Below are 23,891 nucleotides of genomic sequence, written 5' to 3' on the forward strand. Positions count from 1 at the left end.
CCGCACCCTCCCCACCCCCCCTCCTCCGGGGGCGCGCTCAGCAACCACCGGGGCGACCGGGGGGGGCCCGGCCCCGCGCGACCCGCGTGGCCCGGGCCCTCCCGTGCGTTCCCGCGCCTGCGTTCCCGCCCCTGCGGCCCCGTCCGCGCCCTGCCGCGCGGTCGCGCCCGCGCCGCTCCGCGCCCTCAGAGCTCCCCGGTGAGCCCCAGCAGCTCCCGCATCCGCGCGTACTTGGCGGCCAACCGCCCTGCGGTCGCCCCGTCCAGCACCGCCAGCCGCGCCGGGTCCGAGTTGTGCGCCAGGTCCGCCCGCTTGACCAGCAGCGCGCCCGGCGTGGCCAGGATCCGCGCGGTGTACGCCTCCACCGGCTCCCCGGGCCGCCGGGTGAGCGCGTCCACGATCGCCTTGGTCGCCTCCGGCAGCGCGGCCCCCGCCAGCCACTCCCGGCTCAGCCGGTCATCCTCCACGGTGTCGTGCAGCCAGCCCGCCGCGATCTGCGCCTCGCTGCCGCCGCGCGCCGCCGTCCCACCCGCGACCGCCGCGATGTGCTCGGCGTACGGGTGCCCGTTCTTGTCCACCTGCCCCTCGTGGGCCCGGCGGGCGACGGCCTCCACCTCGGACAGGCTCAGGTACTGGTCCTCCACCCGCTCATCGTAGGCCCGCCCCGCGACGCCCTCGCAGCCCCGGCCACCGGGCCGGATCCCACCCCGGCCACCGGCCCGGGTCCCACCCCGGCCATCGGCCCGGATCCCGACCCAGGACCCGGGCCCCTTGATCAACACCCGGACGGCCACTGGTTTACTGCCACGGGGGGTTCTCGGCGGCACCGGTGTTCCGGGGCCCTCCGGCGGGCGATCCCCGCCGCACCCGGCAGACCCGTCCGAGCGATCCGAGGAACCATGCCAGACCTCCACCCGCTGCTGTCCGCCTTCGCCCCGATCTGGGCCCTCACCGCGGTCGGCTACGTCGTCGCCCGCGCCGGGCTGCTCGGACCGCAGGCGGAGCTGGTGCTGACCCGCTTCGTCTTCCACGTCGCGATGCCGGCCGCGCTCTTCCTGATGATCTCCCGCACCCCGCTGGGGCACTTCGCCAACCCGTCGATGCTCGCCTTCGTGGCCGGCACCGCCGTCTCCACCGGCCTCGGACTGCTCGTCGGGTGGCGGCTGTTCCGCCGCAAGCGCGGCGAACTGGCGATCGGCGCGATGGCCTCCGGCTACGTCAACTCCGCCAACCTCGGCATCCCGGTGACGATGCAGGTCGTCGGCGACGCCTCCTTCGTCGGCCCGGTGGTCCTCTTCCAGATCCTGGTGGTCACCCCGGCCGTCCTGGCCGTCCTGGACAGCGGCGCGGCCGGCCGCCGCGCCCTGGTCACCCTGCCGCTGCGCAACCCGATCCTGATCGCCACCGCCCTCGGCGCCGTCGCCTCGGCCACCGGGTTCCAACTGCCCGCCGAACTCCACCACTCCGCCGACCTGCTCGGCGGCGCCGGCGTGCCGACCGCCTTGGTCGCCCTCGGCATGTCGCTGCACAACCGCCCGGCGGCCGACGGCCGTTCGCGCCGCGCCGAGGTCGGCCTGACCGTCGCGATCAAGACCCTGGTCCAGCCGCTCGTCGCCCTGCTCGTGGCCGGCCCGGTGCTCCACCTGCCCACCCACCAGCTGCTCACCGTGGTGCTGTTCTCCGCCCTGCCGACCGCGCAGAACATCTACACCTACGCCCGCGAGTACGGACAGGGCACCGACCTCGCCCGGGACACCGTGCTCTGGTCGACCCTGGTGTCGATGGCGACCCTCTCGCTGATCGCCTGGACCCTGGGCCCCGCCTAGACCCTGTCCCGGGGTCCCTCTTCGGGAGTGCCCTGCGGCTCCTGCCGGGCGGCGGCCACCACGGAGGTCATCGCCTCCAGGAAGCGGCGGGCCGTCGCCAGCTCCGCCGGGTCGAACCGGCCCATCGCCGCGACCAGGTCGCCGATCAGCCCGCCGAAGAAGCCCTCGCCGAGCTCCATCGCCCGCTCCTCCACCACCAGCCGCACCCGGCGCCGGTCCTGCGGGTCGCGCTCGCGCCGGATCAGCCCCAGCCGCTCCAGCCGGTCCACCAGGCCGGTGGTCCCGGCCGAGTTCAGCCGGAGCGCCTCACCGAGCCGCCCCGGGGTGACCACCTGCCCGGCCCGGGCCGCGTCCAGCAGGTGGATCAGCGCCCGCAGGTCGGTCGGGTGCAGGCCGCTGCGGGCCGCGAACTCGGCCCCGAACAGGTCGAGTTCGACCGTCAGACCGCGCAGCAGGTGGACCAGCCGCATCGGCTCCTCACGTTCGGACACCCTCTCGTCCTTCCTCGGGCACTCCCGTGCCATTATTCTCTCGTTCAGCGAGATACTTGTCCAACGAGCAATCCAGGCGTGCGGGCGGTGCCTTCACCTGCCCGCCCGCGATCACACCACACCCCGCGGAGGCCCACCATGTCCGCCCGCACCGCGCCCTTCCTCGCCACCTACGACAAGCTCCTCGCCCGCTGGCCCGTACCGGTCGAGCCCCTCACCGTCCGGACCGTCCACGGCACCACCCGCGTCAACGCCTGCGGCCCCGCCGACGGCCGCCCCCTCGTCCTCCTCCACGGCGGCGGCGCCACCTCCGCCATGTGGTTCGCCAACGCCGGCACCTGGGCCGCGGCCGGCCACCGCGTCCTCGCCGTCGACCTGATCGGCGACCCCGGGCGCAGCGTCCACGACGGCGCCCCGCTGCGCGACGTCCCCGGCCTGCTCGGCTGGCTGGACGCCGTACTCGACGGGCTGGGCGTCCACGAGGCCGACCTCTGCGGCCACTCCTACGGCGCCTGGACCGCCCTCCAGTACGCGCTGCACGCCCCCGCCCGGGTCGGACACCTCGTCCTCCTCGACCCCACCCAGTGCTTCACCGGCTTCCGCCCCGGCTACCTCCTGCGCGCCCTGCCCCTCTTCCTCCCGTACCGCACCCCGGACCGCGCCCGCTCCTACCTCGACTGGGAATCCGGCCCCGGCCCCGCCGTCGACCCCGACTGGCGCGAGCTGTACGCCCTCGGCTACGCCGACTTCCCCGCCTCCCCCATCGTCACCGGCCCCCGCCCCACCCCCGCCCGGCTCCGCACCCTCACCACCCCGGTACTGGCCCTCTACGCCGCCCACGCCCGCACCCACGACCCCCACCGCACCGCCGAAGCCACCCGCCGCGCCCTCCCCCACGCCACCGTCACCACCGTCCCCACCACCTCCCACCACACCCTCCCCACCGCCGGCGCCCCCCAGGTCAACCCCCAGGTCCTGACCTTCCTCCCCCGCCCCTGACCCCCCACCCCTGATCCCCGGCCCCGGAAGAGCCCTCCGCACCACGACGTGGAAAACATAAGAGGACCCGGGAGCGTAGCCAGCTCCCGGGCCCCTGTTTGCCGCCCAATTGCGCACACCGGCACGTTTAAGGGTCGCGGATCAGCTTGAAATCGACGCGTTCTACCTTTGAACTACCGTGCCACGGAGCGGCACAGACAGGACTTGAACCTGCATTCGTCGATATTCGTCCGCACCCGGTCGATCCGGTGTTCGGCGGCGAATGCTGAGACTTGAGCGAGAGTCTGAGATTAACGGGGCCTGCCTCTGCCTGGCTTGGGCTACCCCGGCCGGTGGTGCCGGGGGGAGGATTCGAACCTCCACTGTGACCCCTGGTCAGCTTCAACGTCAGTGTCAGCTTTCGCACCGTGCAGCGCACCCGCCCGGTCTCCCAGGACGGTTCGGCGCGCTCGGTGCACCCGCCCGGCTCCCCGGGCGGGCGATCGTGAGGCTACCGGAACAGGTAGCCGAAGACGGCGTCGCCCACCCGCCGGTCGGTGACCTCGACGGCGTTGGCCTCCTCGCGGGCGAACTTGACCGCCTGCTGGAGCTTCTCCACCCGCTCGGCGAGCTCGTTCACCCGGCGGGCCGGCAGCGCGCCCGAGAACTTGACCGTGGTCCAGTAGCCGACCGCGATGTCCTCGTAGTACACCTCGACCTGGGCCGGGTGCTTCTCGGTGGCCTCGGCCTTGACGTGGTTGCGCGGCACCTTCTTGGTCCGGATGGTGCGCACCGGCTCGGTCTTCCAGGAGTCGGTGGACGGGTCGAGGTTCCAGGACTCGGAGGCGTCCAGCACCGGGAGCTTCTTCACGAAGGTGGACAGGTCGGTGAGCTGCTTCTCCAGGAAGAGCAGGTACGGCACCGGCACCTGGGTGAGGAGCACCTGGCCGTCCACCACCACGTCCGCGCTGGCGCCGATGTTGGCCCAGTCCTTGGTGGCCGTCACGTCGAAGAGCCGGGTGAGGGTGTTCGCGGTGGACCGCAGGATGTCCTCGGCCTTCAGCTGCACCCGGGTCGACTCCGGCGGCAGCTGCTCGCCCTCCTCGTCCTTGGGCTGGTAGGTCCGGGAGATCCCGGCCAGCAACGCGGGCTTCTGCAGGTCCTGGTGGGCCTGCGTCAGCTCCTGGAAGGACTTGGACTTGACGCCCTTTTCAACGGCGATGATCTGGTTCAGCTTTGCCACGCCCGGGACGCTACCAGCCCTGAACCCACCGATGACACCCAATTATCGACCGGGGCACCCCAACCCGCGGATCCCGCAACGCAACGGCACGCGAAGGCCTGGTTCCCGCGTACTGCTCCGAGCGGCGGAACGAGGACCAGAACCGCTGATCGAACGCAGCGACTTCACGCGAACGAGGCCAGCAGCCCGCTGCCCGGTCCGGAGGGGACCGCCAGGCTGTCGCGCTTCGCGAAGCATCTCGGTTCACTTCGCGTGCCCTGCCCTGGGGCCGGTGCCGGGGCTCTCGTACCAGACTTGCCTGTCAGGCCACAGAACTCTTGACGATGAGGCTGGCCACAGCCGACGTGTCGAGGTAGCGGTGGACATCGTGGGATGAGCGGAAGCTCCCGCTCTTCACCTCGTTGTCCGCAATGCCGGTGGTCAGTCGGGACAGGCCCGCGTATCCGGTCACGAAGTCCTTCGACGTGTAGAGGTGCGTCCACTCCACCGCGGCTGGGACGGTGAGCGGCCCGCCCTCCGGGCGGATCCCCTTGCGGCCAATGAGCCAGCTGAGCTGGGACTGGACTGGCGCCTGGCCGACGACCTGCTGACCGTCCTCTCCGGAGGGTTCGCCAGCACCTCTGAAGACCGCCCGCCAGTCACTGACCGGCCTTGGGAAGATGTACAAGGGCACCTTCCTCGACACCGGCCTGCCCGGGCTGACCCTCACCACCTGCGGTCTGCCTTACGCCGTGGTGACGAAGCACCCGCTCCACATGTGCGAGGAGGAGGTGAGCAACGAGCTCCGGCCTGCCCTGGACTCCGCGCTCTCCTTCACCCAGGACGCGGGCCGGGTCGTTGTCACCGACTGGTTCACACTGGAGAAGAGCCCGATGCAGGTCGTCGAGCTGCTCCAAGCCCGCTGAGCACCGCCGGTACCGGTCAGGTGAGGGACCCCTGTGGGCCGTTGCCACGGCCCGAAGGGGCCGACCCTGGCTTTGCCGGACAGCCCAGGGCAGCATGGGGCGACTGCTGGAGTACTACGCTGGCCGCCGCCCAGTAGAGGGACAGCAGTGAGGGCCTCGGCGGTGTCGTGTCGACGGCAGACGCCCGCCCCCCGATGAAACAGGAGCCCATGTCGTGGCGAGTGGCACACCGGAAGAGACTCCGCAGGAGTGGACCCCGCCGCCCGGGTCCTGGGCGTCGTCGGCGGCCAACCGCCGGAGCATGGTGGGCAACCGCAGCCGGGACACACAGCCGGAGCTCGCGCTCCGGCGGCTGGTCCACGCGGCGGGGCTCCGGTACCGCGTGGCCGCGAAGCCTCTGCAGGGCATGCGCCGCAGTGCTGACCTGGTGTTCCGGCCGACCCGGGTCGCCGTGTTCGTCGACGGCTGCTTCTGGCACGGGTGCCCGGAACACTTCGTCCCGCCCAAGACGAACCCGGACTACTGGCGGGAAAAGATCGGCCGCAACGTCCAACGGGACCGGGACACCGACGCCCGGCTCGCAGCCGAGGGCTGGCTCGTGCTGCGCTTCTGGGAGCACGAGTCGGCGGAGGCCTGCGCGCCGACGGTCGTGGACAGGGTCCGGAAACGGCGCGCAGGCGGACCCGTCAGCTGACCTTCCCCCGGTGCTGGACGAAGTAGTCGTGGCGGGCGTGGTCCTGCTGGCCGATGAAGGCCTTGAACTCGCCGAGCTTGTAGGCCAGCTCGCCGTTGCTGCGGGCCGTCTTCTCCACCTGGAAGTCGCGCTCGATGTGAGCGATGCGCCGCTCGATCTCCGGCGGCGGGAGCGTCTTCCCGCCGGACTTGGCGATGAGGTCGGCCATCTTCTGGGCGGTGAGGGCCTTATCCGGGTGATGGCGCAGGAGCAGGTAGACCGGGTCGAGCTCCGGGCGGTCCCATTCGACCGAGTCGGTACGCTTCTTCTCCTTGCGCAGGGCGCTGGCGATCGCCTTGCCGAGCGCCTCCGCGACGGGCGGGGGGAAGGCGTTGCCGATCTGGCGGTAGACGGTGGTCTTACGGCCTTGGAATTCCCAGTGGGAGTCCTTGCCGTACCAGCCCTGGATGCGGGCGACCATGGGGGTGGTCAGCTTGGGAACGTGCTCGCCGTCCGCGTCGGGGCCTGGGGCGTCATTGGCGACGCCCATGGCGTCGACCCCCAGCTTGAGCCAGGCGGCCTTGGCCCGGGTCGGGCCGAGGTCGGCACCGCCGTGCTTCTTGGAGCCGCCGACGATGGTGGGTGCGATGGCGCAGGCCTTCTCGGCCCACGCTTCCACGTGCTCCTTGGCCCAGCCGTTGGCTCCCATGAGGTCCTCAAGGAGCGTGCCCACGGTGGGGGCCGGGTCCTTGGAGGGCTCGGGCCAGTGGAAGTACTCGGCGAACTCCTTCTGCAGGGCGACCAGGACGAACCGCGGCCGGAGCTGGGAGACGCCGAATTGGTGGGCCTCCAGCAGGCGCCACTCGCCGACGTACCCGGCATCGTGGAGGAGCTCGAGGATGTGCTGGCGATAGGCGGAGAACCGGTTGCCGCTCAGGCCCTTGACGTTCTCCAGGAGCAGCGCCTTCGGCTGGACGTCCCTGCACAGGTGCACGGCCCAGGCGAACAGGTCCCGCTCATCCGTCGCGCCGAGCTGGTTTCCGGCAATGCTGAACGGCGGGCAGGGGACGCCCCCTGCGAGGAGGTCGACGTCCTTGTAGTCGCTAGGGTCCCAGAGCGACGGGTCAGCGACATCCCCGACCTTGACAATGGCCTTCGCCTCGAGGTCGGCGTCTTCGGGACTCATGCCCTCGGCCTGCATGAGCCGGGCGAGGTTGTGGCTGAGGGTTGTCGCGGCGTTCCGGTCGAGCTCCAGGGCGAGCCTGTGCGTGAATCCGGCGTTGTGCAGGCCGAGGGACTGTCCGCCCGCCCCGGCGCAGATCTCGACCACCTCAAGGCGCTCAGGTGCCATGAGACCTCCTCTCGGTGGCGCCGAAAGCCGGACGCCGACGTGTTCCTCTGCCAATGGCAGCCGTCTAATCTTTCTGCCGCTGCTGGCGGCAGCCTTGCCAGCACGCGGCCACTGTCCGGGCCGGCTGTGCTTGCGGGCTGCTCTGCAGCAGGTGTCACCAGCAGAACCTGAAGCGTAGGCGACACCACTGACACAGCCCAAAACGCCGCACTCAGATGCCCCAGGTCAGGGCCGGGCTCCGGGCCGTGTTCCGGGCCGGGGCTCGGTGCCGCACTGCCGCGGGCCGAGGCCTCCGGGGCAGGTCGCCTCCTGGCGTGGAGGGCCCGCCGCACAAGGGTAGGACGGGCCAGGACTATCCAGGGCGACTCCGCTCCGTAATTGCGCCTTGACGGGTTCCGCTTGCCTCGACAGGATGGTGAGCCCGCAGCCGGGGAGGGAGCAAGAAGACGTGGGACAGGCAGACCTGCCACTGGTGGAGCAGTTCCGGTCCTGGGTCCTCCCCTACGGGGGTGTGGGCACAGCTGACCGGAAGGCGTTCTTTGAGGACGCCCTCGTCGTGCTCGACACCAACGTGCTCCTCAGCCTGTACGAGTACAACCCCGCCGTGCGGAACCAGGTCCTGTCGGTCCTGGCGCAGATCTCCAAGCGCCTCTGGCTGCCCTACCAGGTGGGGCAGGAGTTCGTGCGGGGCCGGCGCCGTGTGATCCTCGAACGCAGGAGGGAGCTCGGCGACGCCGCGGCCGTCATCGACCGGCACCTGCAGCAGGCCTACAAGTCGGTGCTGGATGCCAGCGCGCACGTCAAGGTGCTTCTGAGGAAGTACGCCAATGACGACGCCGCGCAGAGCGGCCTGGACGAGACGATCAACCAGACGACGGTCAGGGCGCTGCTGGGTGAGTGGCAGGCCCTGCTGAAGGGCCATGCCAAGCAGTTGAAGAACGGCCACGACCTCCTGCCTGCCGCCGTGGAGTCGGATGATCCTGTCCTGCCGGAGGTGGCGGCGCTGTTCGAGGACCGCCTCGCCCCGCCGACGGAGTACGCAGTGGTGCGGCGCCGGACGGAGGAGGCCCTCTCTTTCCGGTTCCCGAACGAGATCCCTCCGGGATTCGCCGACGACGGGAAGAAGGGCAGGCCCCTGGACCGGGCCGGCGACTACCTCATCTGGGCTGAGATCCTGGACAAGGCGGCTGACTCGGGCGTGAAACGGGTCCTGCTCGTCTCCGCTGATTCGAAGAAGGACTGGTACGAGGAGCTCGATGCCGAGGGCGGGAAGCGCCCGTGGCCGCAGCTCTTCGAGGAGCTGCGGCAGCGAACGGGTGCCGAACTCCGTATCGAGCAGCCGGGGCAGTTCTTCCAGGGGATCGAGGAGTTCCTCGCCCCGGGCACAGAACTCACCACCGCCGCCTACGACGAGATCGACCGGGCGGCGGAGGCAGTGGCTCAGCGCAGCACCGAGGGTGACTCCTCGGTGACGGACGACAACGCCCACGTCATCACGCCGCCGGACGGCCTGGCGCTGGCGGCCTACCGTGCGGCGGGCCTCACGACCCGTACGGTGCGGCAGCTCGCGGAATCGGAGCGGCGCCGGCACTTCCAGTGGTGGCTGATCGGAGTGACGGCCGAACTCGGGTTCCGTGTGCCTGGCGACGACGAGCCCCTCGTGGAGCTCTGTGCGGCGGTCCGGTCAGAGGTCAGGCCCGCCCCGGAGTGGCATCCCGGGACCGAACTCGCCCAGGGCGAGTGGCCGTACCGCAGCGACACCTGGGTGGCTCCATGGTTCGTCCAGCTGGTGCGGGACGCCGGCGAGACCGACCGTCTGCCGCTGCAAAGGCTGGCCGCGCGACAGGTGCAGCCGAAGGCCTGACATCGGTGCGCATGCGGACGGCCCGTTGCGGGTCAATACGCTGGCGGGGCTGACCCACCCCGTTATTCGAGTTGTGGACACGGAGCCGAACAGAAGATGGCGCACAAGCCGATCGACATCACCCCCGACCCCAAGGTGCTCGTGGCGCTCACACGCACCCCGATCCTTCCGATCGACGCGCTCAGCGAGCTCATCGACAACGCCATCGACTCCTTCCGGGCCGCTGCCACCTCTGGGGCCCCGTCTGGGGTCCGCCAGGTGATCATTGAGGTTCCGGGGTCCGCCGAGGTTGCGCGGGGGGAGGGGATGATCCGCGTCCGGGACACCGGGCCGGGTCTCACCGAGGAGCAGATCGCCGATTCGATGCGGGCCGGCTACTCCTCCAAGAACCACTACGACACCCTGGGCCTGTTCGGCATGGGCTTCAACATCGCCACCGGGAAGCTCGGGCGCGTCACACGGGTGATCTCCGCGCGCGAGGAGGACAGCCACGCAATCCAGGTCACGCTCGACCTGCCGGAGCTCATGCAGTCCCAGACCTTCACCGCGCGGGCCGAGCAGATCGAGAAGCCGCAGGGCCTGCGCCACGGGACAGTCGTGGAGATCCGGGACTGGTGGCCGGACGGGGACGCCAACAGCGGCTTCATCCGCGAGCTCGCGAAGATGCCGAAGAACACACTGCGCAAGCGACTTGGGCGACGGTACGCCACCCTGCTGCGTCCGGACGCGGCCGACCCGGTGGTCATCATGGTCAACAACGACCGCTGCCAGGCTTTCGAGCACTGCGTGTGGTCGCCGGACCGCTTCGTCGAGCGGAAGGCCTACGGCAAGATCCCCGCCCGGATCAGCTTCGATCAGGTCATCAGCAGTGCACGGCGCTGCCTCCACGACGGCACCGACTTCGGCGAGCACGGCACCTGCCCTCGGTGCGGCGGGACGGAGAGCCGGGAGATAAGCCACCGGGTGCGCGGCTGGGTGGGCATCCAGCGCTTCGACGACCAGAACGACTTCGGGATCGACCTGATCCGGAACGGGCGGGCCATCCGCCAGGCGGAGAAGGCGGCGTTCTTCGAGTTCTCCGACGAGACCAGCGGGCGTGTAGAGCGCGAGTACCCGGTGGACCAGCAGTACGGCCGGATCGTCGGCGAGGTCCACCTAGACCAGGTTCCGGTCGACTTCCAGAAGCAGCACTTCCAGCTTGCCTCCGACGAGTGGCAGGAGGCCGTCGGGTTCCTGCGCGGAGGCTCCCTGCTGCCGAACAACTGGGCTGACGGCAAGGCGAACGACTCGCCGGTGTCGCTGCTCTTCCAGGGCTACCGGAAGGTCCGCAACTTCGGCCGCGGCGACATGTACATGGGCAAGTACAACCCCGCCAAGGGCAAGGCCGACCGGATCCCCCGGAGCGTCGAGGAGGAGTACTACCGGCGCTTCCTCAACCGCGAGCCCGGCTACCACAGCGACGCGAAGTGGTGGGAGCTCGTCGAGACGGCCGCGGAGCCGCCGATCCAGGTACTCCCCGAGTGCCCGGAGTGCGGCTTCCAGAACACGCCGACGGCCGAGGAGTGCGGGGGCTGCGGCGAGGTGCTCGACGGAAAGCCGTGCCTGGACGCCGGGTGCGGAAAGCAGATCCTGCGCTCCGCGACCGTGTGCCCGCACTGCGGCACCTCCCAGGTGCCCAGGGTCCAGCTGCCTTGGAAGTGCACGTTCTGCGCCCAGGAGAACAAGGCGGGCGCGGACCGCTGCGAGCAGTGCGGCCACGTCAAGGACGCGCCCCACCCGGCCAGCCCCGCATCGCTGAACTCCGCATCCGCGGACGCCGAGGAGCTCGGCGCAGAGCAGCTGGCTGTCGTGCTGGCGGACGGGAGGACGAGCAGCCCGCTGGACGTCCGGGTGCGGACGACGCACCGGCCGATCCTCCCGGCATTCGGGCAGGCGGCGGTCCCTCTCGTCACCAGTGCGGACACCCGGCAGATCACCGTCTACATCGACCCGACCCACGTGGTATTCACGGCGATGGGGCTGCGTCCGGAGTTCCTGGTCGCGACCGAGGTCGCCCAGTTCCTCCACTCCCTCCACCGCAACCTCCAGGGCCGACCCGGACACACGGCCGCCGTGCTGACCGCGGAAGTCCTCAAGAAGGGCTGGGGGGATGCAGTGACGGACAGCCCCGACGGCGTGCGGAGCGACATCAAGTCGCTGTTCGACCAGATCACGGAGCGGATCCTCAGGGCGCCGCATGCCGACCGGTTCTACGACGAGCTCGACGAGGCGCAGCAGCTTGCGCTCGCCGGGTCGATGATCAAGTCCGGCGCCGACCTTGCGGAGCTCGGGCGGCTCAAGTCCACCGGCGGCTACCTGCGCTACTGCGACCGCGATACGGTCAGCGCCTTCTTCGGACGCCACCCCGAGGGCTGGTTCAACGGGCTGGTCTGGGAGGACCCGTGGCCCAGTGAGAGCGAGGCGGGCACCGTGATCGCCCGGAAGCTGCAGGAGGACCTCCGGGTCAAGTACCTGCGCTGCCTCGAGGACTGCGCCTCGTACCTCCGCTACGACCAGCCCGAGCGGCTCATCGTCGTCCGGGCGCGGGCCGCCGTCGACTTCCTGGCCGGGAAGCTCGCATGACCCAGCGGATCGTCACCGACCTCAATCTGGCCGGGACGGGCTGGCAGTCTTTCGAGCGGACCGTGCAGCGCCTCATCATGGCGCGCGGGTACTCCGGGGTGCAGCTCGCAGGAGCCACTGGCGACGGAGGGGCGGACGTGGTCGGCAGCCTCAACGGTCGGCGCTGGCTCTTCCAGATGAAGCGGTGGCGCTCCCCGGTGGGGCCCGAGGTCATCGCGCAGACTGTCGATGCCTGTCGGCGCTACGACGCGCAGATCCCGGTCGTCGTCAGCCTGAACGGGTTCGAGGCCTCGGTCCGGGCCCAGCAGGAGCAGCTCGCGGCAAGGGGGATCCCCCTGCAGCTGTGGGACCGGAGCGCGCTCCGCAAGCATGCGGAGCGCGTCCCGGACACTCCACCGGCGCTGCGGGACCCGGACCGCTTCCAGCTCCGCGCCTATCAGGAGCGGGCCGTCGACGGGCTGATGAACGAGCTGGTGAACGGTGCCCGCAGCGCACTCGTCGTCCTTGCGACCGGACTCGGCAAGACCTTCGTGGCTGCCGAGTTCCACCGGCGCGCCCACGCCTTGCGGCCCGGAGTGAAGACGCTGGTCCTCGCGCACCGGAACGAGCTCGTGTACCAACTCGAGCGCGCGTTCTGGCCCCTGCTGCCGGCCTCCGCGGCGACCGGGGTGTGGAACGGCTACGAGCGCCCGGACAAGGACGCGCTCAACGACCTCGACGTCGTGTTCGCCTGCGTGGACAGCGTCGCCACCGCCGTCGAGGCCGGACGCGACCTGCCGGAGTTCGGCCTGGTCGTCGTCGACGAGTGCCACCACCTCGGAACCACCGCCTACGACGCCGTGCTCGGCGAGCTGTCGGCTGCCGAAGGCGGCGCGTTCCTCCTCGGGATGACCGCGACACCTTGGCGGCCCGACGGGAAGTCCCTGCACGCCTGGTTCGACTTCCCAGTCGTGGACATCGACATGGTGCGCGGGCTCCGCGAGGGGTACCTAGCCAATGTCGACTACCGGATGTTCACCGACAACATCGACTGGGACGCGCTGGCCGCCGGGCTCGCCGAGGCCGCCCCCGCGCTCACCCCCCGGGGGATCAACCGGACCGTCTTCATCGACGAGTGGGACGACGCGGTCGTCGACCGCCTCGCCGAGGCTTGGGCCGAACAGAAGAGCCCGCGGGGCATCGTCTTCTGCGGGACCATCGACCACGCCGAGCGGATGGCGGGCCGGATCAACGCGCTCGGGTTCACCAGCGCCGAGGTGATCGCCTCCCGGACGGCGGACGGCAAGGCGGTGGACGCAGCCACCCGCAACCGCCTCCTGTGGGACTTCGCCGACGGCCGCACCGGCATCCTGTGCGCGGTCGACGTCCTCAACGAGGGCGTCGATGTCCCGGACGTCAACATCGTGGTCTTCCAGCGGGTCACCCACAGCCGCCGGATCTTCGTCCAGCAGCTCGGCCGCGGGCTGCGCCTGGCGCCCGGCAAGGAGAAGGTGGTCGTCCTCGACTTCGTCTCCGACATCCGCCGGTTCGCCGCGGGCCTGAGCCTGCAGGACTCGCTCAGTGCCCGGGGCGGCGCCGCCCGCGACCCCAGGGTGACGATCGGCAGCGAGGTCAGGTTCCTGCGGGCCAACCGCGCGGACCAGGCGGGCGAGCAGTTCCTGCGCGAATGGCTGGACGACCTCGAAGCGGTGCAGGACGCCGGAGAGGACGTGCACATCCTCCGCTACCCACCCGACAGCTCGATCACGGCTGCCGCGAAACGATAGGACTCCCTGAACGTGAGCGACCACCACTCCGACCCCGCCGCCGACTGGCACCGGCTCAAGCCGGACACTGCCATCGCGGTCGGGGGCGTCCTCGACCTGCTCAGGAACGGCGACGCCCAGGACGACGCCCAGAACCTCCTCGACGCCTACCTGTACGCCAAGCGCCTGCTGGCCGAGTCCATGCAGGCCCTCGTGCGGACCGGCCTGCCCGTAGAGAGCGACACCTTCCGGGACCTCCGCGCCCAGCTCGCCGCGCGGATGGCGGAGGAGTACGGGGAGCGAATCCCGGAGCGCTACCTCACCGTGCCGTACGGCAGCCGCACCCACGAAGAGCTGTTCTCGATGCTCCTGCGGAGGTTCAAGCAGCCGGTGAGCGCTGCCCTCCTGCGCGTGGTCACCAGGGACTCCGTGCACACGGAGCGCCGCACCCGGGAGCTGCGGGAGCTGGGCCTCGACATCGTCCCCAGCCGTGAGGGCGGGAGCGACGTCTACACCTTGAGGTCGCTCGAGCTCGACACCTCGCTGATCCCCACGATCATCACCAACAACCTCCGGGACAAGAAGGCGTCCGAGCAGGAGAAGAAGGCGGCAGCGGCCGTCCTCTCGGGGCAGGCCGACTGATCCGCGGGCGCCGACGCGTCGGCCCGCGCCCCGGCACGGTTCTGGACCCGTGGCGGGGCGCAGGGCAGATGGCCGGACCCGGTCCCAAGCGGCCGCCCCCTGCGGTGCCGTAGCAACTGGTGTCCGTGGCACCTCGGGTTGGTGCCAGCTCCGGGGTACCGCGGGGCGAGGACGCCACCGAGCCAGCCGCGCCCCATTCCCGTCCGCGGCTCGGGACGAAGGGCTGCCTCCAGGTGGCTGCTTCAGCACCACCCGGCTGCCGGAACCGCCACGGCCAGCCGCAGTGCCGGGCACCGTACGGTCCGCCTCCGATCACACGGGCCCGGCCCCGCAAGGTGTCAGTTGCAGACCGGAAGGCCTCAGCGTCGCCTTGCCTCGTTACGGTCACAGGCGCACGGCAGCTCCGGACCACCCCCCGGCCGCCCAGCCCGACTGTGATCTTCCTATTGCCCCAAGTCCTATGCTGGGAGCCATGCTTAAGGGAGCGATCAGCCGCGAATCCGTCCTCAGCGCCGTAGACGAGTACGACCGGATCGGCCAGGACGCCTTCCTCGCTGCACACGGGTTCGGCCAGGCCCGCAACCACCTGCTCGTCCACGAGGGCAGGGAGTACGAATCCAGGGCCATCGCAAGCGTCGCCCACCGGTATGAGTACGGCACGGCGCTGCTGCCCGCCGAGTTCCACGGCAGCCCCGGGGACGCCGTCGTCTGGCTGGAGCAGCTCGGCTTCACCGTCAAGTCAGTCCGCAATCCCGACTGGGCCTGGGATGAGATCGTCCTCGCGTGCGCTATCACGGCGGACAACGGCTGGAGAGGGCTCGGCGCCACCGACCGCCGCGTCGTCGACCTGTCCGAACTGCTCCAACTCCTGCCGATCCACGACCCCTCCTCCAGAAACGACACCTTCCGCAACGCCAACGGGGTTGCGCGTAAGACCTTCGACATCGCCACACGCCATCCCGACTACCAGGGCAAGCCCACCAACGGCGGCGCTACGGACCTCGGCGTCCTGCAGGCGTTCCTCGACAGCCCGGTGGAGATGGCTGCGGCAGCCCAGCTGATCCGGGCCGGCATCCTCACCGGCGGCCTCAAGGCACCAGCCGCAGCAGAGGAGGACCCGGAAGAGTTCGAAGCTCCAGAAGGCCGCCTCCTCCTGCGCCAGCACCTTGCCCGCGAAAGGAATCCCGGGCTGCGCCGTCGCAAGATCGACTCAGCGGTGCGGCACGGACAGAGCCTTGCCTGCGAGGTCTGCGGCTTCGACTTCCAGCGGACCTACGGCACCCGCGGCACGGGGTATATCGAGTGCCACCACGTCGTCCCCTTGCATGAAGCGGGAGAAGGCAGGACAAAGCTCTCCGACCTGGCTCTGATCTGCGCGAACTGCCACCGGATGATCCACCGCCGCGCCCCGTGGCCAACGCCTGAGCAGCTTCGGTCCCTGCTCGCGGAAGTCAGCGGGCAGGATGCCCGACAGAGCGAGTTCTGACGGGGGCTTCGTGCCGACCGCCGGGAATGCGTCCGTCCGGCCGGCCGGGCTGTCCGGTTGTCGGGCCGACCCGCCGTTTGCGAAAGCACGGAGCACAAGGCGAGGCCAACCTCCGATCCGCGCCTGACAAAGGAGCAGGTTAGCGGTCCCAGCCCCGCGCATCACAGCAGGGCTGGGACCGCAACCGGTCACACCTGGTTGGCCTGAGGATCGGGCAGGCGCGGTGCCCGCTCCTTCTCGTGCTCCCACTCTCCTGGCCGGGCCACCACCCAGAGGCTGCCCTCGATCTCGGCACTCGGCCTCCCCTCATGGGCGGGGCTCGCACGCACCACCCGGTGGGAGACGAACTCGCCCTTCCCGGGCACCGGTCCGCCGAGCGCGGCGGCGATGTCTTGGTGCTTCTGGTAGTCGCCGAGGATGATGATCCCTTCCTCGCGGAGTTTGGGGCGTGCACGGCCCTTGCCGCCTTCCCGTACCCGGGCCATGTAGTCGACCTGCTGAGCCGCCGTTCGCACCACCCCGCGGCCGATCCGCCGACCGAGGACGAGCCGGAAGAGCTGGTTGATCCGCGCCTGGCCCTTCTTCGCGCCAGGGACGAGGATCTTCTCCCTGGTGTCGGCGTCCAGGTGGAGCAGGACGTTCTCCGGCAGCTCTGCGTCCTTCCAGATCCAGACGATCTTGTCGCGGTGTTCGGCCCGGATGGTCATCTTCTGGTCGCGGTTGCTGCCCCCGTTGAGGATCTCCGGCCGTATCCGCACCAGGCCCGCGCTCCACCTGCTCTCGACGTCGTCAGCCCACACCAGCAGGCAGAGGTGCCCCAGAGCCTCCGGCGGGATCATCCAGGCACCGAACCTCTGCGAGTACTTGCAGTCCACATCGACCGCGGCAATGCTGTAGTCCATCTCGTCGCCGTTATCGAACCCGAACCTCCGCTGGAGGTTGATCTCCACCATCGTGCCGGCGTGGGTCTTCTCGGTCTTGAGCAGTTGGTTCCAGGCGTAGTGGCCGGTGTGCTCACCGTTGAGCAGCTGGTCGATGGTCTCCCTCAGGACGGCAGCGAAACGCTGCCCTAAGGGGTCCATGCACACCAGTTCAGCCCGCACCCTTCCCAGCTCTTCGTCACCCCCGTCGTCCTGCAGGTCAGAGAACAGCGGTAGCGGCACAGCCTCGAACGTCATCGTCATTCCTCCTGTGATGCTGCTTGGACTTCTGTATATGTACACGTGCGGGTCCTGCCGACAGGAAGCAGCCACCCCGACTGCGGGCCACGGGGCAGCAGTACACGCGCACGGGGCCGCGAATGCGGCCGACGGTCTTGGGGTTCCGCACCACCGGCCGGCTGCGGCCTCCCTGCCGTCGGACGACATAGAGAACGCCTGGAGCCTCTGCCCCGTCCCGTTGTGATCGGAGAGCAGGTCCACACTCGGCGCAGCGGCGTCCACACAGCATGGGAGCGCGTGTACCTGGCCACCATGAGCCCGTCTCTGCCGACGTCCGTCCTACGGCGGATCTGCATCGGGGGTTCCTGAGCCGACGGGCAACCTGAACCGGGTTCTGCCGCAGGTGACAGTGGCTCCTGGGGCAGGTCAGAGACCGCCCGGGTGGCTGGAAAGCCAGGCTGCATGCCGGTCGCGCAGCCGGTCCCGTTCCTCGGGCGTGTTGAGGAAGACGTCGGCGCCACCGTCGTAAGGGTGGCGGATGCGCCGCAACTGGATGTCGGTGATCAGGACATCGACCACCTTGTCGTCTGCGACTTCGCTCAGCAGGTGATCGATGCAGCCACGCTGCCAGAGACGCCTGGCGGCAAAGAGATGGGCGTAGGCAGGGAGGAGCGGGCCGGTTACGACGTGCGGCACCGGGCTGCCGACCGCCCCGGATAAATCCGTTGGCACCGAGAGCTTCCGGATGACAAGACTGCACCGGTGAACACCCCGCCCCCTCTGCCAGTACCGGACCCGCGCACCCGCGACGTCGTTCCCGACCGTGCGGGCATGGACGCCTTGGCGGCCGGCCTGGTTCTGCCCGGCAACGCGTCGATGTACGTCATGAGCGCGCTGGAGACGTCCCGCGAGCTCATCCGGCACTCCTACTACCGGTACGAGTTCGCCACCGTCGCCGTCACGCATTCCCTGTTCGCCCTGGAGCACGTCCTTGCCGGGCGGCTGGCCGTCGACGAACCGCTCCAGACCCTCCTCGAGCGGGCCGGCGACACGGGGCTCATCCCGGTCGAACTCGCTGCCGAGCTCGACCGCAGTCAACTACTACGCGACGGACTCACGCAGGGCGCCGTGACAAGTGCCGCTCTTGGCCCGGCCAGGGCCATCGCCCTGGTGCGTGCCGTCTTCGATGCCGTCTCCCTGCTTCTCCGCCCACCATCCGCGGCAGAAGCGGCAGCCGTCGACATGAGCCGGGCACAGCCTGAGGACCGACTCGCCCGGCTGTGGGAGGAACACCGGTGCGCCCTGTACCCCGACAGCTTCCGCGGCGTGGACATCGAGGGCGTGGAGCTGATCCTCCTGGACGCCGACGTCGCCGGCCTCGTCCGGCGAGAGTTGGACGGTGGGCTCGACAACAGTGGCATCGCCATGCTCTGGGCGTGCATCGCCGACCTCGACAAGGTCGTGCCCCTGATCAACTCGGAGTACTGCGCCTCCTACTTCGCGAGACTTCGGACGCTGGCCAGGCTCGCAGCAGCACGCCACATCCCCACCGCGACCTGACCGGTGGAGTCGAAACCGCAATCTCCCACGGTCCTCGTCAGGTTCGGGCCTGGCCGCGTTCGATGCTGCTCCCCCTGAGCGTCTGACGGTCGTGCCGGCGTCGTAGCGGGGTGGCGGACTGCCTGTTGTCCCTGCGCCCTCGCCGCACCCGTGGGGGCGGTGCGTTCCGCGGGCGCCCGCCTGGCAGGGAACTGCGGCCCGCAGCTGCCTCATCGAGGGGATTCTTCCCACCGCAGCAGCTCCTCCCTCGCCTGCATGCTGCGTCATCGAGCAGATCCTCCACCTCAGTTGACCGTTGGTATGCCATCGGATACCTTCCCCTGGCATGACGCAGCGTCAAAGCAGTGCGCTGCAAAGGGAGAGAGTGTGTCCATAGCCACGTTCACGAAGCCGGTCACCACCGGCTTCCCGATCAAGCTCCTGGTCGTCCGCGAAGGGGTCATGGCAAACGCCGTCATCGACGGGGAGAACCTGCTCCACCTCGTCAACGACCCGGCGAAGGTCGAGGAGGACGCCAAGCGCGCCGCGAAGGCCGGCTACGAGGTCGACCCCTACGCCCGCATGCGCGCCGAGGTGCAGCGGCCCATCGGCACCGCGGCCGGCAAGAAGGCGAAGAACGTCGGCGAGTACGCGGACTACATCGCGGCCGGCCTGCGGGGGGACTTCGACAGCGCCTGGTCGGTGCCGCAGATCACCCTCTGGTCCCCGCGTCCTCTGGCGCCGGACGAGAACGGCGTCTGGCACCTGCCGATCCGTGACGGCCTGATCGCCCTCGACGCCGAGACCCAGGTCACGGCGCTGCACCGGATCAGGAAGAACCAGGCGGCGTACGGCTTGGAGGACTTCGACTTCGGCGAGATGAAGCTCTCCGTCGAGATCTTCCACGGGATCAGCGTCATGGCCGCCCGGCAGATCTTCCACGACCGCAACCTCAAGGGCGTTCCGGTCGACAAGTCCCTGGCCATGTCGATGGACGGCCGCGACTTCGGCACCACGGTGACGCGCAAGCTGATGGAGTCGCTCAAGGTGCCGGCCGGCGGGACCACGGTTCCGCTGTCCGGCCTGATCCTCACCGGCAAGCGCCAGGTGTCGGACAAGGCTCCCGAGTGGATGACGATGTCCGTCCTGCGGACCCTCATCTCCACGGCCATGCTCGGCAAGGCCGGCATCCATGCCGCCTCGACGGGCATCGAGTACGAGGACATCCCTGCCGACAGGAACAACGACCGCCCCGACCAGGCCGTCGTCCAGCGCGAGATCATGGAGACGGTCGGCACCTTCCTGGCGGAGAACGCCGAGCTCTTCCACGCCAAGACCGCCATCACCGCACCCGCGGTCGTGGCAGGACTCGGCGCGACCATGAACCGCACCATGTCCTGGTCCGCCGACCCGATGCCCGAGGGCGTCACGCTCGACGCCCTCCTGACGGACGTCCAGTGGGACCGTGAGGCGAAGTACTGGGGCGGTGTCGCCGCCAAGGTCACCGACAAGGGCGCGGTCAGCTGGGCCGGCGGGGCCCGCGACTCCGGCCACAAGGTCTACGACGCGCTGAACTACCCGGAGACCGACACCGGCATGCAGATCCGCGGCCGCTTCTAGCCCGCGGGTGACGGCGGCTCCTCCCCGGCAGCGGTGGGGAGGAGCCGCCGGCCGACTGCAGTCGTGGCGGCGGCCGCGGCGGAGCGGGCTACGGCAGGGCGGGCCCGTCGGCTACATCAGGTCGCTGACGACCGGGTGGTCCGTGGAGACGGGGCAGTCGAAGACGCGCATGGTCTCCCGCCTCCCGAGTACGACGCCGGTCGGCCTCTGGTTCCGGCGCTGCTCGCTGGAAGCGCCTTCGAGGTGACCGACGGGCGCCCAGCTCCGCGTGCCGCCGTCCCACTCGTCGGTCGCGATCGCCGCGACGAAGCGCATCGCGCTGCCGCAGGCGCCGCACCGCAGCGGTCCGTGGTAGCCCTGGTAGTTCCAGGGTTCGTGGCCTCCGAGCTTCCAGCCCGGGGCCGTCGAGAGGTCCCAGGAGTAGCGGGGGTCGTACTCCTCGGGGTCGTCGGGGTGGCCGGGACGGGGACCATGCCCTGGGGGGCCTGCGGGCGCCATCGAGCCGATGCCGGGATCCGGGCCTCCTGGTGGCGTGACTGACGGCTATGGGCAGAATGTCCGGATGGACCAGCTGACCACTCTGACCTGGCAGTACGTCGCGGGCCGCGTCGAACCCGCAGAGCTGCCGATGGCCGCCGCCCACCTGCTCGTCGCCGGTTTCGACTCCCCCGCCCTGCGGGACCTGGCCGGCCGGGCCCCGAACGACGACACCGCCGAGGTCTTCCGCGAGGCGCTCGCAGAGCTCGGCAAGGCCGTGCCTGACGAGCGGACGGCCGACCGCTGCCTGATCCACCACCTGGCAGGCCTGCTGGCGGCCGGGGAACTCGCACCGGCCACGGTGGCGGGAGAGGTCTGGTTCCTCGCCATGAGGGGTGACACCGAGGCGGAGGAGGCGTTCATCGACGCCATCGGGCCCGAGTACCTGATGGACGTCCGCACGGAAGGCCCGACCGAGCAGTACCGCGCCTGGGCGGAGGGGATCCGCTCTGCCGCCGAACGGCTGTGTCGCACCGAGGCGCCGATCCGGTAGCCCACGGAGCATCCCGATGCCCGGCGGCCGGAAACCGACCCGTCATCCAAGTCCCTTTCCCCACAAGCGCGGACATGGACAACACGGCCCCGGACGGGATCCCGACCACCAGCTCGGACCTGACCGGCCGGGACGGCGTCGACGGGCTGTGCGCGGGCGCGGGCCGTCCGGTCCGCGCCCGTCCGTACGGCCCGTACGGCCCGTGCCGGGTTCGGCGGAGCCGGGTTCAGTAGATGAGGTAGCCCGGGCGGTGTCCCTCGTCGTCGATCTCCCCGGTGGCCTGGGCCCGCAGCTTGCGGGACAGTTCCTCCAGGGCCCGGGAGGCCGCGACCTCCTCGCCGATCCTGGCGAGCGGGCGGTCCTCCGCGCTCTTCTCGGCCTCGCCGTGCGCGCTCAGGCCCGGCGCCCGCGCGCCCGTCAACCTGGCGTCGCACACCGTGTGCACGCCGTCTTCGTCGAAGCTGAGCTCCACGTCCCACTGGTTGTGCATGCCACACCTCCTGGCGCAGGCCCCCGTCGCGCCGGTCCCGGCCGACCCGGGCGGTGGGCCCGTGGCGGCCGCTCACACCAGCGTGCGCCCGCCCCGCCCGTGGCGGCAAGCGCGGGCCCGTGGCCGCGAGCGGTGCCCGGCGCCGCGCCCGCTCGGCCCGGCCGCCGCCCCGGCGGTACGCTGGCACAAGCGCGCCGCGATCGCCGTCCCTCCCCCGGAACCGCCGGCGCGGCGCGGGGCAGCGACAACCTGGTGGTCCCTCCGTGGCGGTCTTCCTCCTCGCTCTGAGCGCGGCCTGCTGTCTGGGACTCGGCTTCGTCCTCCAGCAGCACGCGGCGCAGCGGGCCCCCCGTGCCGACATGCTGCACTGGCGCCTGCTGCTGGACCTGATGCGGATGCCGGAGTGGCTGCTCGGCACCGGGTTCATGGTCAGCGGCCTGCTGCTGTCCGCGCTCGCGCTCAACCAGGGCGAGGTGTCCCTGGTCGAGCCGCTGCTGGCGACCAACCTGATCTTCGCCATGGCGCTGTCCCGGGTGCTGACCCGTCAGACCCTCGGCCGCTCCGGCTGGGCCGGGGTGCTGCTGCTCGGCCTGGGGGTGACGGCGTTCATCGTGGCCGGGCGGCCCACCGGCGGCGGTCCGCCCGCCGGGGAGCTGCGCCACTGGCTGGTGGTCGGCACGGTGGTCGGGCTGACCCTGCTGCTGGTCACCCTCGCCCGACGGCTGCCGCTGTTCGAGGAGGCCACCCTGCTGGCCCTCGCCGCCGGACTCCTCTACGGCCTCCAGGACGCGCTCACCCGCACCACCACCCAACGCCTCGACCACGACGGGCTGGCGGTGGTGCTGCGCACCTGGCAGCCGTACGCGGTGGTGGTGGCGGGCGTGGTCGGGCTGCTGCTGGTGCAGAGCGCCTTCGAGGCCGCCCCGCTGCGGATGTCCCTCCCCGCGCTGACCGCCGCCCAGCCGCTGTCCGGGATCGCCTGCGCGGTCGGCTTCCTCGGCGACCGGCTGCGGGTGACCCCGGGCGCACTGGCCTGGCAGGCGGCCGGGCTGGTCGCGATCGTGATCGGGGTGATCGTGATCGGACGGCACCCCGCGATGCCCGGCAGCGTCCGCGAGACCCTGGAGTCCATCGGCGCGCCACCGGATGACCGGCCCGGCAGCGCCGAGAGCGACACCAACTCCGACCCCGACCCCGCCCCCGACCCCGACCGCAGAGCCGAGTAGGCCCACCGATGTGCTGGAGCGCCCAGGCGGACGCCGTGGCCGGCACGGTGGTCGCGGGCGTCGGCGTGGCCTGCCTGGTACGCGCCCGACGGTCCGGGCGACCGCAGCGCCTGCCGCTCGCCGCGCTCCCGCTGGTGCTCGGCGTGCACCAGCTCGTCGAATCCCTGGTCTGGCTCGGCACGGACGGCGAGCTGCCCGCCGGCCCCGCCTGGGCGGCCCGCACCGCCTGGGCGGTGATCGCCCTGCCGCTGCTGCCCGCCCTGGTGCCGGCCGGGGTCTGGTGCGCGGCCCGCGAACCCGGCCACCCGGCCACCCCAGCCCGTCGCCGACTGCTCGCCCTCCTCGCCCTGCTCGGCGCAGCGGTGGCGGTACCGCTCGCGGTCGCCGTCGCCACCCACCCGGTGACGGCCACCCGGCACGGCCACACCCTCGGCTATGGAACCGGCGTCCCGCACCCCGCCTTGCTGCTCACCGGCTACCTCCTCACCACCGTCGGCTCCCTCCTCCTCAGCGCCGACCACCTGCTCCGCCGCCTCGGCCTCCTCACAGCAACGGGCGCCCTCGCCTGCGCCCTGCTCTGGAGGTTCGCCTTCATCTCCACCTGGTGCGCCCTCGCCGCCCTCGCCAGCCTGCTACTCCTCCACTGGTCCGGACACCCACCCGCACCCACCGACACCCACCCACCCACACCAACCACCCACCTCCCCCTCACCTGACCAAGGCGAGAGGGACGCGCTGCGGGAGGGGGCGGTGGAGGGGGTGGCTGCGGAAGGGGGCGTAACGGGTGATTTTCCGACCGCCAACGGTCTCGACCCCCCTCGATGAGGGTCGGCGGTCGGAAAATCACCCAGCCCCCGGAGCTGCCATCCCCGGAACCGCCCCCGGACCAACCCCCCCCCCCCCGAGCCCCCCCCCCCACCCAAACCCCCCCCCGCCGGCCCCCCCCCACCGCCGCCCCCCCCCCCCCCCCCCCGCCGGGGGCCCCCCCCCCGGGGCCGAC

Annotated in this window: 23 protein-coding genes; 14 read left to right on the forward strand and 9 right to left on the reverse strand. The window is 70.9% G+C overall.

All coding sequences use genetic code 11. From position 1 onward, the window contains the following. Nucleotides 1–185: 185 nt before the first annotated feature. Nucleotides 186–644 (reverse strand): HD domain-containing protein, encoded by a 459-nt coding sequence (locus ACFV8H_RS21065; RefSeq protein ID WP_380401969.1) that lies wholly within the window; start codon nt 642–644, stop codon nt 186–188. 255 nt (nt 645–899) lie between these two features. On the opposite strand from ACFV8H_RS21065, the gene ACFV8H_RS21070 reads away from it, so the two are divergent. Beyond that, complete coding sequence (locus tag ACFV8H_RS21070; protein WP_380401972.1) at nt 900–1,826, forward strand: AEC family transporter; 927 nt, start codon at nt 900–902, stop codon at nt 1,824–1,826. On the opposite strand, the gene ACFV8H_RS21075 is transcribed toward ACFV8H_RS21070, so the two are convergent. Beyond that, a complete protein-coding gene (locus tag ACFV8H_RS21075; protein ID WP_380402147.1) occupies nt 1,823–2,296 on the reverse strand; it encodes a MarR family winged helix-turn-helix transcriptional regulator in 474 nt (157 codons plus the stop codon). The two genes, ACFV8H_RS21070 and ACFV8H_RS21075, sit on opposite strands and share 4 nt — an antisense overlap. A gap of 159 nt (nt 2,297–2,455) precedes the next feature. Between ACFV8H_RS21075 and ACFV8H_RS21080 the strand changes: the two genes are divergently transcribed. Then, a complete protein-coding gene (locus tag ACFV8H_RS21080; protein ID WP_380401975.1) occupies nt 2,456–3,316 on the forward strand; it encodes an alpha/beta fold hydrolase in 861 nt (286 codons plus the stop codon). Nucleotides 3,317–3,806: 490 nt separating this feature from the next. Here ACFV8H_RS21080 and ACFV8H_RS21085 read toward each other — a convergent pair whose 3' ends face one another. Next, nucleotides 3,807–4,538, reverse strand: a complete 732-nt coding sequence (locus ACFV8H_RS21085; RefSeq protein ID WP_375893669.1) for a hypothetical protein — start codon at nt 4,536–4,538, stop codon at nt 3,807–3,809. Between the two features lie 301 nt (nt 4,539–4,839). After that, the gene (locus tag ACFV8H_RS21090; RefSeq protein ID WP_380401978.1) at nt 4,840–5,205 is read right to left on the reverse strand and encodes a hypothetical protein; all 366 of its coding nucleotides are present in this window, start codon (nt 5,203–5,205) and stop codon (nt 4,840–4,842) included. Between ACFV8H_RS21090 and ACFV8H_RS21095 the strand changes: the two genes are divergently transcribed. Together ACFV8H_RS21095 and ACFV8H_RS21100 are read left to right on the forward strand one after the other, a co-directional pair. Next, nucleotides 5,198–5,443 carry a hypothetical protein gene (locus ACFV8H_RS21095; protein WP_380401981.1) on the forward strand — a complete coding sequence of 82 codons (246 nt, stop codon included), beginning with the start codon at nt 5,198–5,200 and terminating at the stop codon, nt 5,441–5,443. The genes ACFV8H_RS21090 and ACFV8H_RS21095 overlap by 8 nt on opposite strands. Before the next feature lie 214 nt (nt 5,444–5,657). Continuing rightward, nucleotides 5,658–6,137 carry a very short patch repair endonuclease gene (locus ACFV8H_RS21100; protein WP_380401983.1) on the forward strand — a complete coding sequence of 160 codons (480 nt, stop codon included), beginning with the start codon at nt 5,658–5,660 and terminating at the stop codon, nt 6,135–6,137. Here ACFV8H_RS21100 and ACFV8H_RS21105 read toward each other — a convergent pair. Then, nucleotides 6,130–7,467 carry a DNA cytosine methyltransferase gene (locus ACFV8H_RS21105; RefSeq protein ID WP_380401985.1) on the reverse strand — a complete coding sequence of 446 codons (1,338 nt, stop codon included), beginning with the start codon at nt 7,465–7,467 and terminating at the stop codon, nt 6,130–6,132. The two genes, ACFV8H_RS21100 and ACFV8H_RS21105, sit on opposite strands and share 8 nt — an antisense overlap. A gap of 448 nt (nt 7,468–7,915) precedes the next feature. Between ACFV8H_RS21105 and ACFV8H_RS21110 the strand changes: the two genes are divergently transcribed. The 5 genes from ACFV8H_RS21110 to ACFV8H_RS21130 all read left to right on the forward strand — a co-directional run bounded on the left by ACFV8H_RS21110 (nt 7,916) and on the right by ACFV8H_RS21130 (nt 15,826). After that, nucleotides 7,916–9,331, forward strand: coding sequence for a PIN-like domain-containing protein (locus tag ACFV8H_RS21110; RefSeq protein ID WP_380401988.1), 1,416 nt, complete (start codon nt 7,916–7,918; stop codon nt 9,329–9,331). A 96-nt stretch (nt 9,332–9,427) separates the two neighbouring features. Beyond that, nucleotides 9,428–11,953 (forward strand): ATP-binding protein, encoded by a 2,526-nt coding sequence (locus ACFV8H_RS21115; RefSeq protein ID WP_380401991.1) that lies wholly within the window; start codon nt 9,428–9,430, stop codon nt 11,951–11,953. Continuing rightward, nucleotides 11,950–13,719, forward strand: coding sequence for a DEAD/DEAH box helicase family protein (locus ACFV8H_RS21120; RefSeq protein ID WP_380401994.1), 1,770 nt, complete (start codon nt 11,950–11,952; stop codon nt 13,717–13,719). The genes ACFV8H_RS21115 and ACFV8H_RS21120 overlap by 4 nt, the downstream gene beginning before the upstream one ends. A gap of 12 nt (nt 13,720–13,731) precedes the next feature. Beyond that, nucleotides 13,732–14,340, forward strand: a complete 609-nt coding sequence (locus ACFV8H_RS21125) for a hypothetical protein (RefSeq protein ID WP_380401997.1) — start codon at nt 13,732–13,734, stop codon at nt 14,338–14,340. Between the two features lie 472 nt (nt 14,341–14,812). Next, nucleotides 14,813–15,826: an HNH endonuclease gene (locus ACFV8H_RS21130; RefSeq protein WP_380401999.1), complete on the forward strand. Its 1,014-nt coding sequence runs from the start codon at nt 14,813–14,815 to the stop codon at nt 15,824–15,826. Nucleotides 15,827–16,014: 188 nt separating this feature from the next. Here ACFV8H_RS21130 and ACFV8H_RS21135 read toward each other — a convergent pair whose 3' ends face one another. Beyond that, the gene (locus ACFV8H_RS21135) at nt 16,015–17,004 is read right to left on the reverse strand and encodes a NaeI family type II restriction endonuclease (RefSeq protein WP_380402002.1); all 990 of its coding nucleotides are present in this window, start codon (nt 17,002–17,004) and stop codon (nt 16,015–16,017) included. A gap of 408 nt (nt 17,005–17,412) precedes the next feature. Then, nucleotides 17,413–17,718, reverse strand: coding sequence for a hypothetical protein (locus ACFV8H_RS21140; RefSeq protein WP_380402003.1), 306 nt, complete (start codon nt 17,716–17,718; stop codon nt 17,413–17,415). Between the two features lie 99 nt (nt 17,719–17,817). Between ACFV8H_RS21140 and ACFV8H_RS21145 the strand changes: the two genes are divergently transcribed. Continuing rightward, nucleotides 17,818–18,546, forward strand: coding sequence for a hypothetical protein (locus ACFV8H_RS21145; RefSeq protein ID WP_380402006.1), 729 nt, complete (start codon nt 17,818–17,820; stop codon nt 18,544–18,546). 366 nt (nt 18,547–18,912) lie between these two features. Next, a complete protein-coding gene (locus ACFV8H_RS21150; RefSeq protein ID WP_380402009.1) occupies nt 18,913–20,145 on the forward strand; it encodes a DNA sulfur modification protein DndB in 1,233 nt (410 codons plus the stop codon). Nucleotides 20,146–20,256: 111 nt separating this feature from the next. Here ACFV8H_RS21150 and ACFV8H_RS21155 read toward each other — a convergent pair whose 3' ends face one another. Next, nucleotides 20,257–20,643: a hypothetical protein gene (locus ACFV8H_RS21155; protein ID WP_380402012.1), complete on the reverse strand. Its 387-nt coding sequence runs from the start codon at nt 20,641–20,643 to the stop codon at nt 20,257–20,259. A 64-nt stretch (nt 20,644–20,707) separates the two neighbouring features. On the opposite strand from ACFV8H_RS21155, the gene ACFV8H_RS21160 reads away from it, so the two are divergent. Next, nucleotides 20,708–21,175, forward strand: coding sequence for a hypothetical protein (locus ACFV8H_RS21160; protein ID WP_380402015.1), 468 nt, complete (start codon nt 20,708–20,710; stop codon nt 21,173–21,175). 226 nt (nt 21,176–21,401) lie between these two features. Here the strand turns inward: ACFV8H_RS21160 and ACFV8H_RS21165 are convergent, their stop codons facing one another. Beyond that, nucleotides 21,402–21,665 carry a dsRBD fold-containing protein gene (locus ACFV8H_RS21165; protein ID WP_363437335.1) on the reverse strand — a complete coding sequence of 88 codons (264 nt, stop codon included), beginning with the start codon at nt 21,663–21,665 and terminating at the stop codon, nt 21,402–21,404. A 263-nt stretch (nt 21,666–21,928) separates the two neighbouring features. Between ACFV8H_RS21165 and ACFV8H_RS21170 the strand changes: the two genes are divergently transcribed. Both ACFV8H_RS21170 and ACFV8H_RS21175 read left to right on the forward strand, forming a co-directional pair. Further along, nucleotides 21,929–22,891, forward strand: coding sequence for a DMT family transporter (locus ACFV8H_RS21170; RefSeq protein WP_380402020.1), 963 nt, complete (start codon nt 21,929–21,931; stop codon nt 22,889–22,891). Between the two features lie 8 nt (nt 22,892–22,899). Continuing rightward, nucleotides 22,900–23,607, forward strand: coding sequence for a DUF6629 family protein (locus ACFV8H_RS21175; protein ID WP_380402022.1), 708 nt, complete (start codon nt 22,900–22,902; stop codon nt 23,605–23,607). Nucleotides 23,608–23,891: the final 284 nt, after the last annotated feature.

Origin of the sequence: Kitasatospora sp. NPDC059827 (assembly GCF_042731675.1) — a bacterium.
GTDB lineage: Bacteria > Actinomycetota > Actinomycetes > Streptomycetales > Streptomycetaceae > Kitasatospora.

Bases quoted from the DNA above. Each gene is read 5' to 3' on its own strand.
- ACFV8H_RS21080 (WP_380401975.1), top strand. From the start codon at position 2,456: ATGTCCGCCCGCACCGCGCCCTTCCTCGCCACCTACGACAAGCTCCTC.
- ACFV8H_RS21130 (WP_380401999.1), top strand. From the start codon at position 14,813: ATGCTTAAGGGAGCGATCAGCCGCGAATCCGTCCTCAGCGCCGTAGAC.
- ACFV8H_RS21075 (WP_380402147.1), bottom strand. From the start codon at position 2,296: ATGCGGCTGGTCCACCTGCTGCGCGGTCTGACGGTCGAACTCGACCTG.
- ACFV8H_RS21145 (WP_380402006.1), top strand. From the start codon at position 17,818: ATGGACGCCTTGGCGGCCGGCCTGGTTCTGCCCGGCAACGCGTCGATG.
- ACFV8H_RS21115 (WP_380401991.1), top strand. From the start codon at position 9,428: ATGGCGCACAAGCCGATCGACATCACCCCCGACCCCAAGGTGCTCGTG.
- ACFV8H_RS21070 (WP_380401972.1), top strand. From the start codon at position 900: ATGCCAGACCTCCACCCGCTGCTGTCCGCCTTCGCCCCGATCTGGGCC.
- ACFV8H_RS21120 (WP_380401994.1), top strand. From the start codon at position 11,950: ATGACCCAGCGGATCGTCACCGACCTCAATCTGGCCGGGACGGGCTGG.
- ACFV8H_RS21165 (WP_363437335.1), bottom strand. From the start codon at position 21,665: ATGCACAACCAGTGGGACGTGGAGCTCAGCTTCGACGAAGACGGCGTG.
- ACFV8H_RS21095 (WP_380401981.1), top strand. From the start codon at position 5,198: ATGTACAAGGGCACCTTCCTCGACACCGGCCTGCCCGGGCTGACCCTC.
- ACFV8H_RS21155 (WP_380402012.1), bottom strand. From the start codon at position 20,643: ATGGCGCCCGCAGGCCCCCCAGGGCATGGTCCCCGTCCCGGCCACCCC.
- ACFV8H_RS21160 (WP_380402015.1), top strand. From the start codon at position 20,708: ATGGACCAGCTGACCACTCTGACCTGGCAGTACGTCGCGGGCCGCGTC.
- ACFV8H_RS21105 (WP_380401985.1), bottom strand. From the start codon at position 7,467: ATGGCACCTGAGCGCCTTGAGGTGGTCGAGATCTGCGCCGGGGCGGGC.
- ACFV8H_RS21135 (WP_380402002.1), bottom strand. From the start codon at position 17,004: ATGACGTTCGAGGCTGTGCCGCTACCGCTGTTCTCTGACCTGCAGGAC.
- ACFV8H_RS21175 (WP_380402022.1), top strand. From the start codon at position 22,900: ATGTGCTGGAGCGCCCAGGCGGACGCCGTGGCCGGCACGGTGGTCGCG.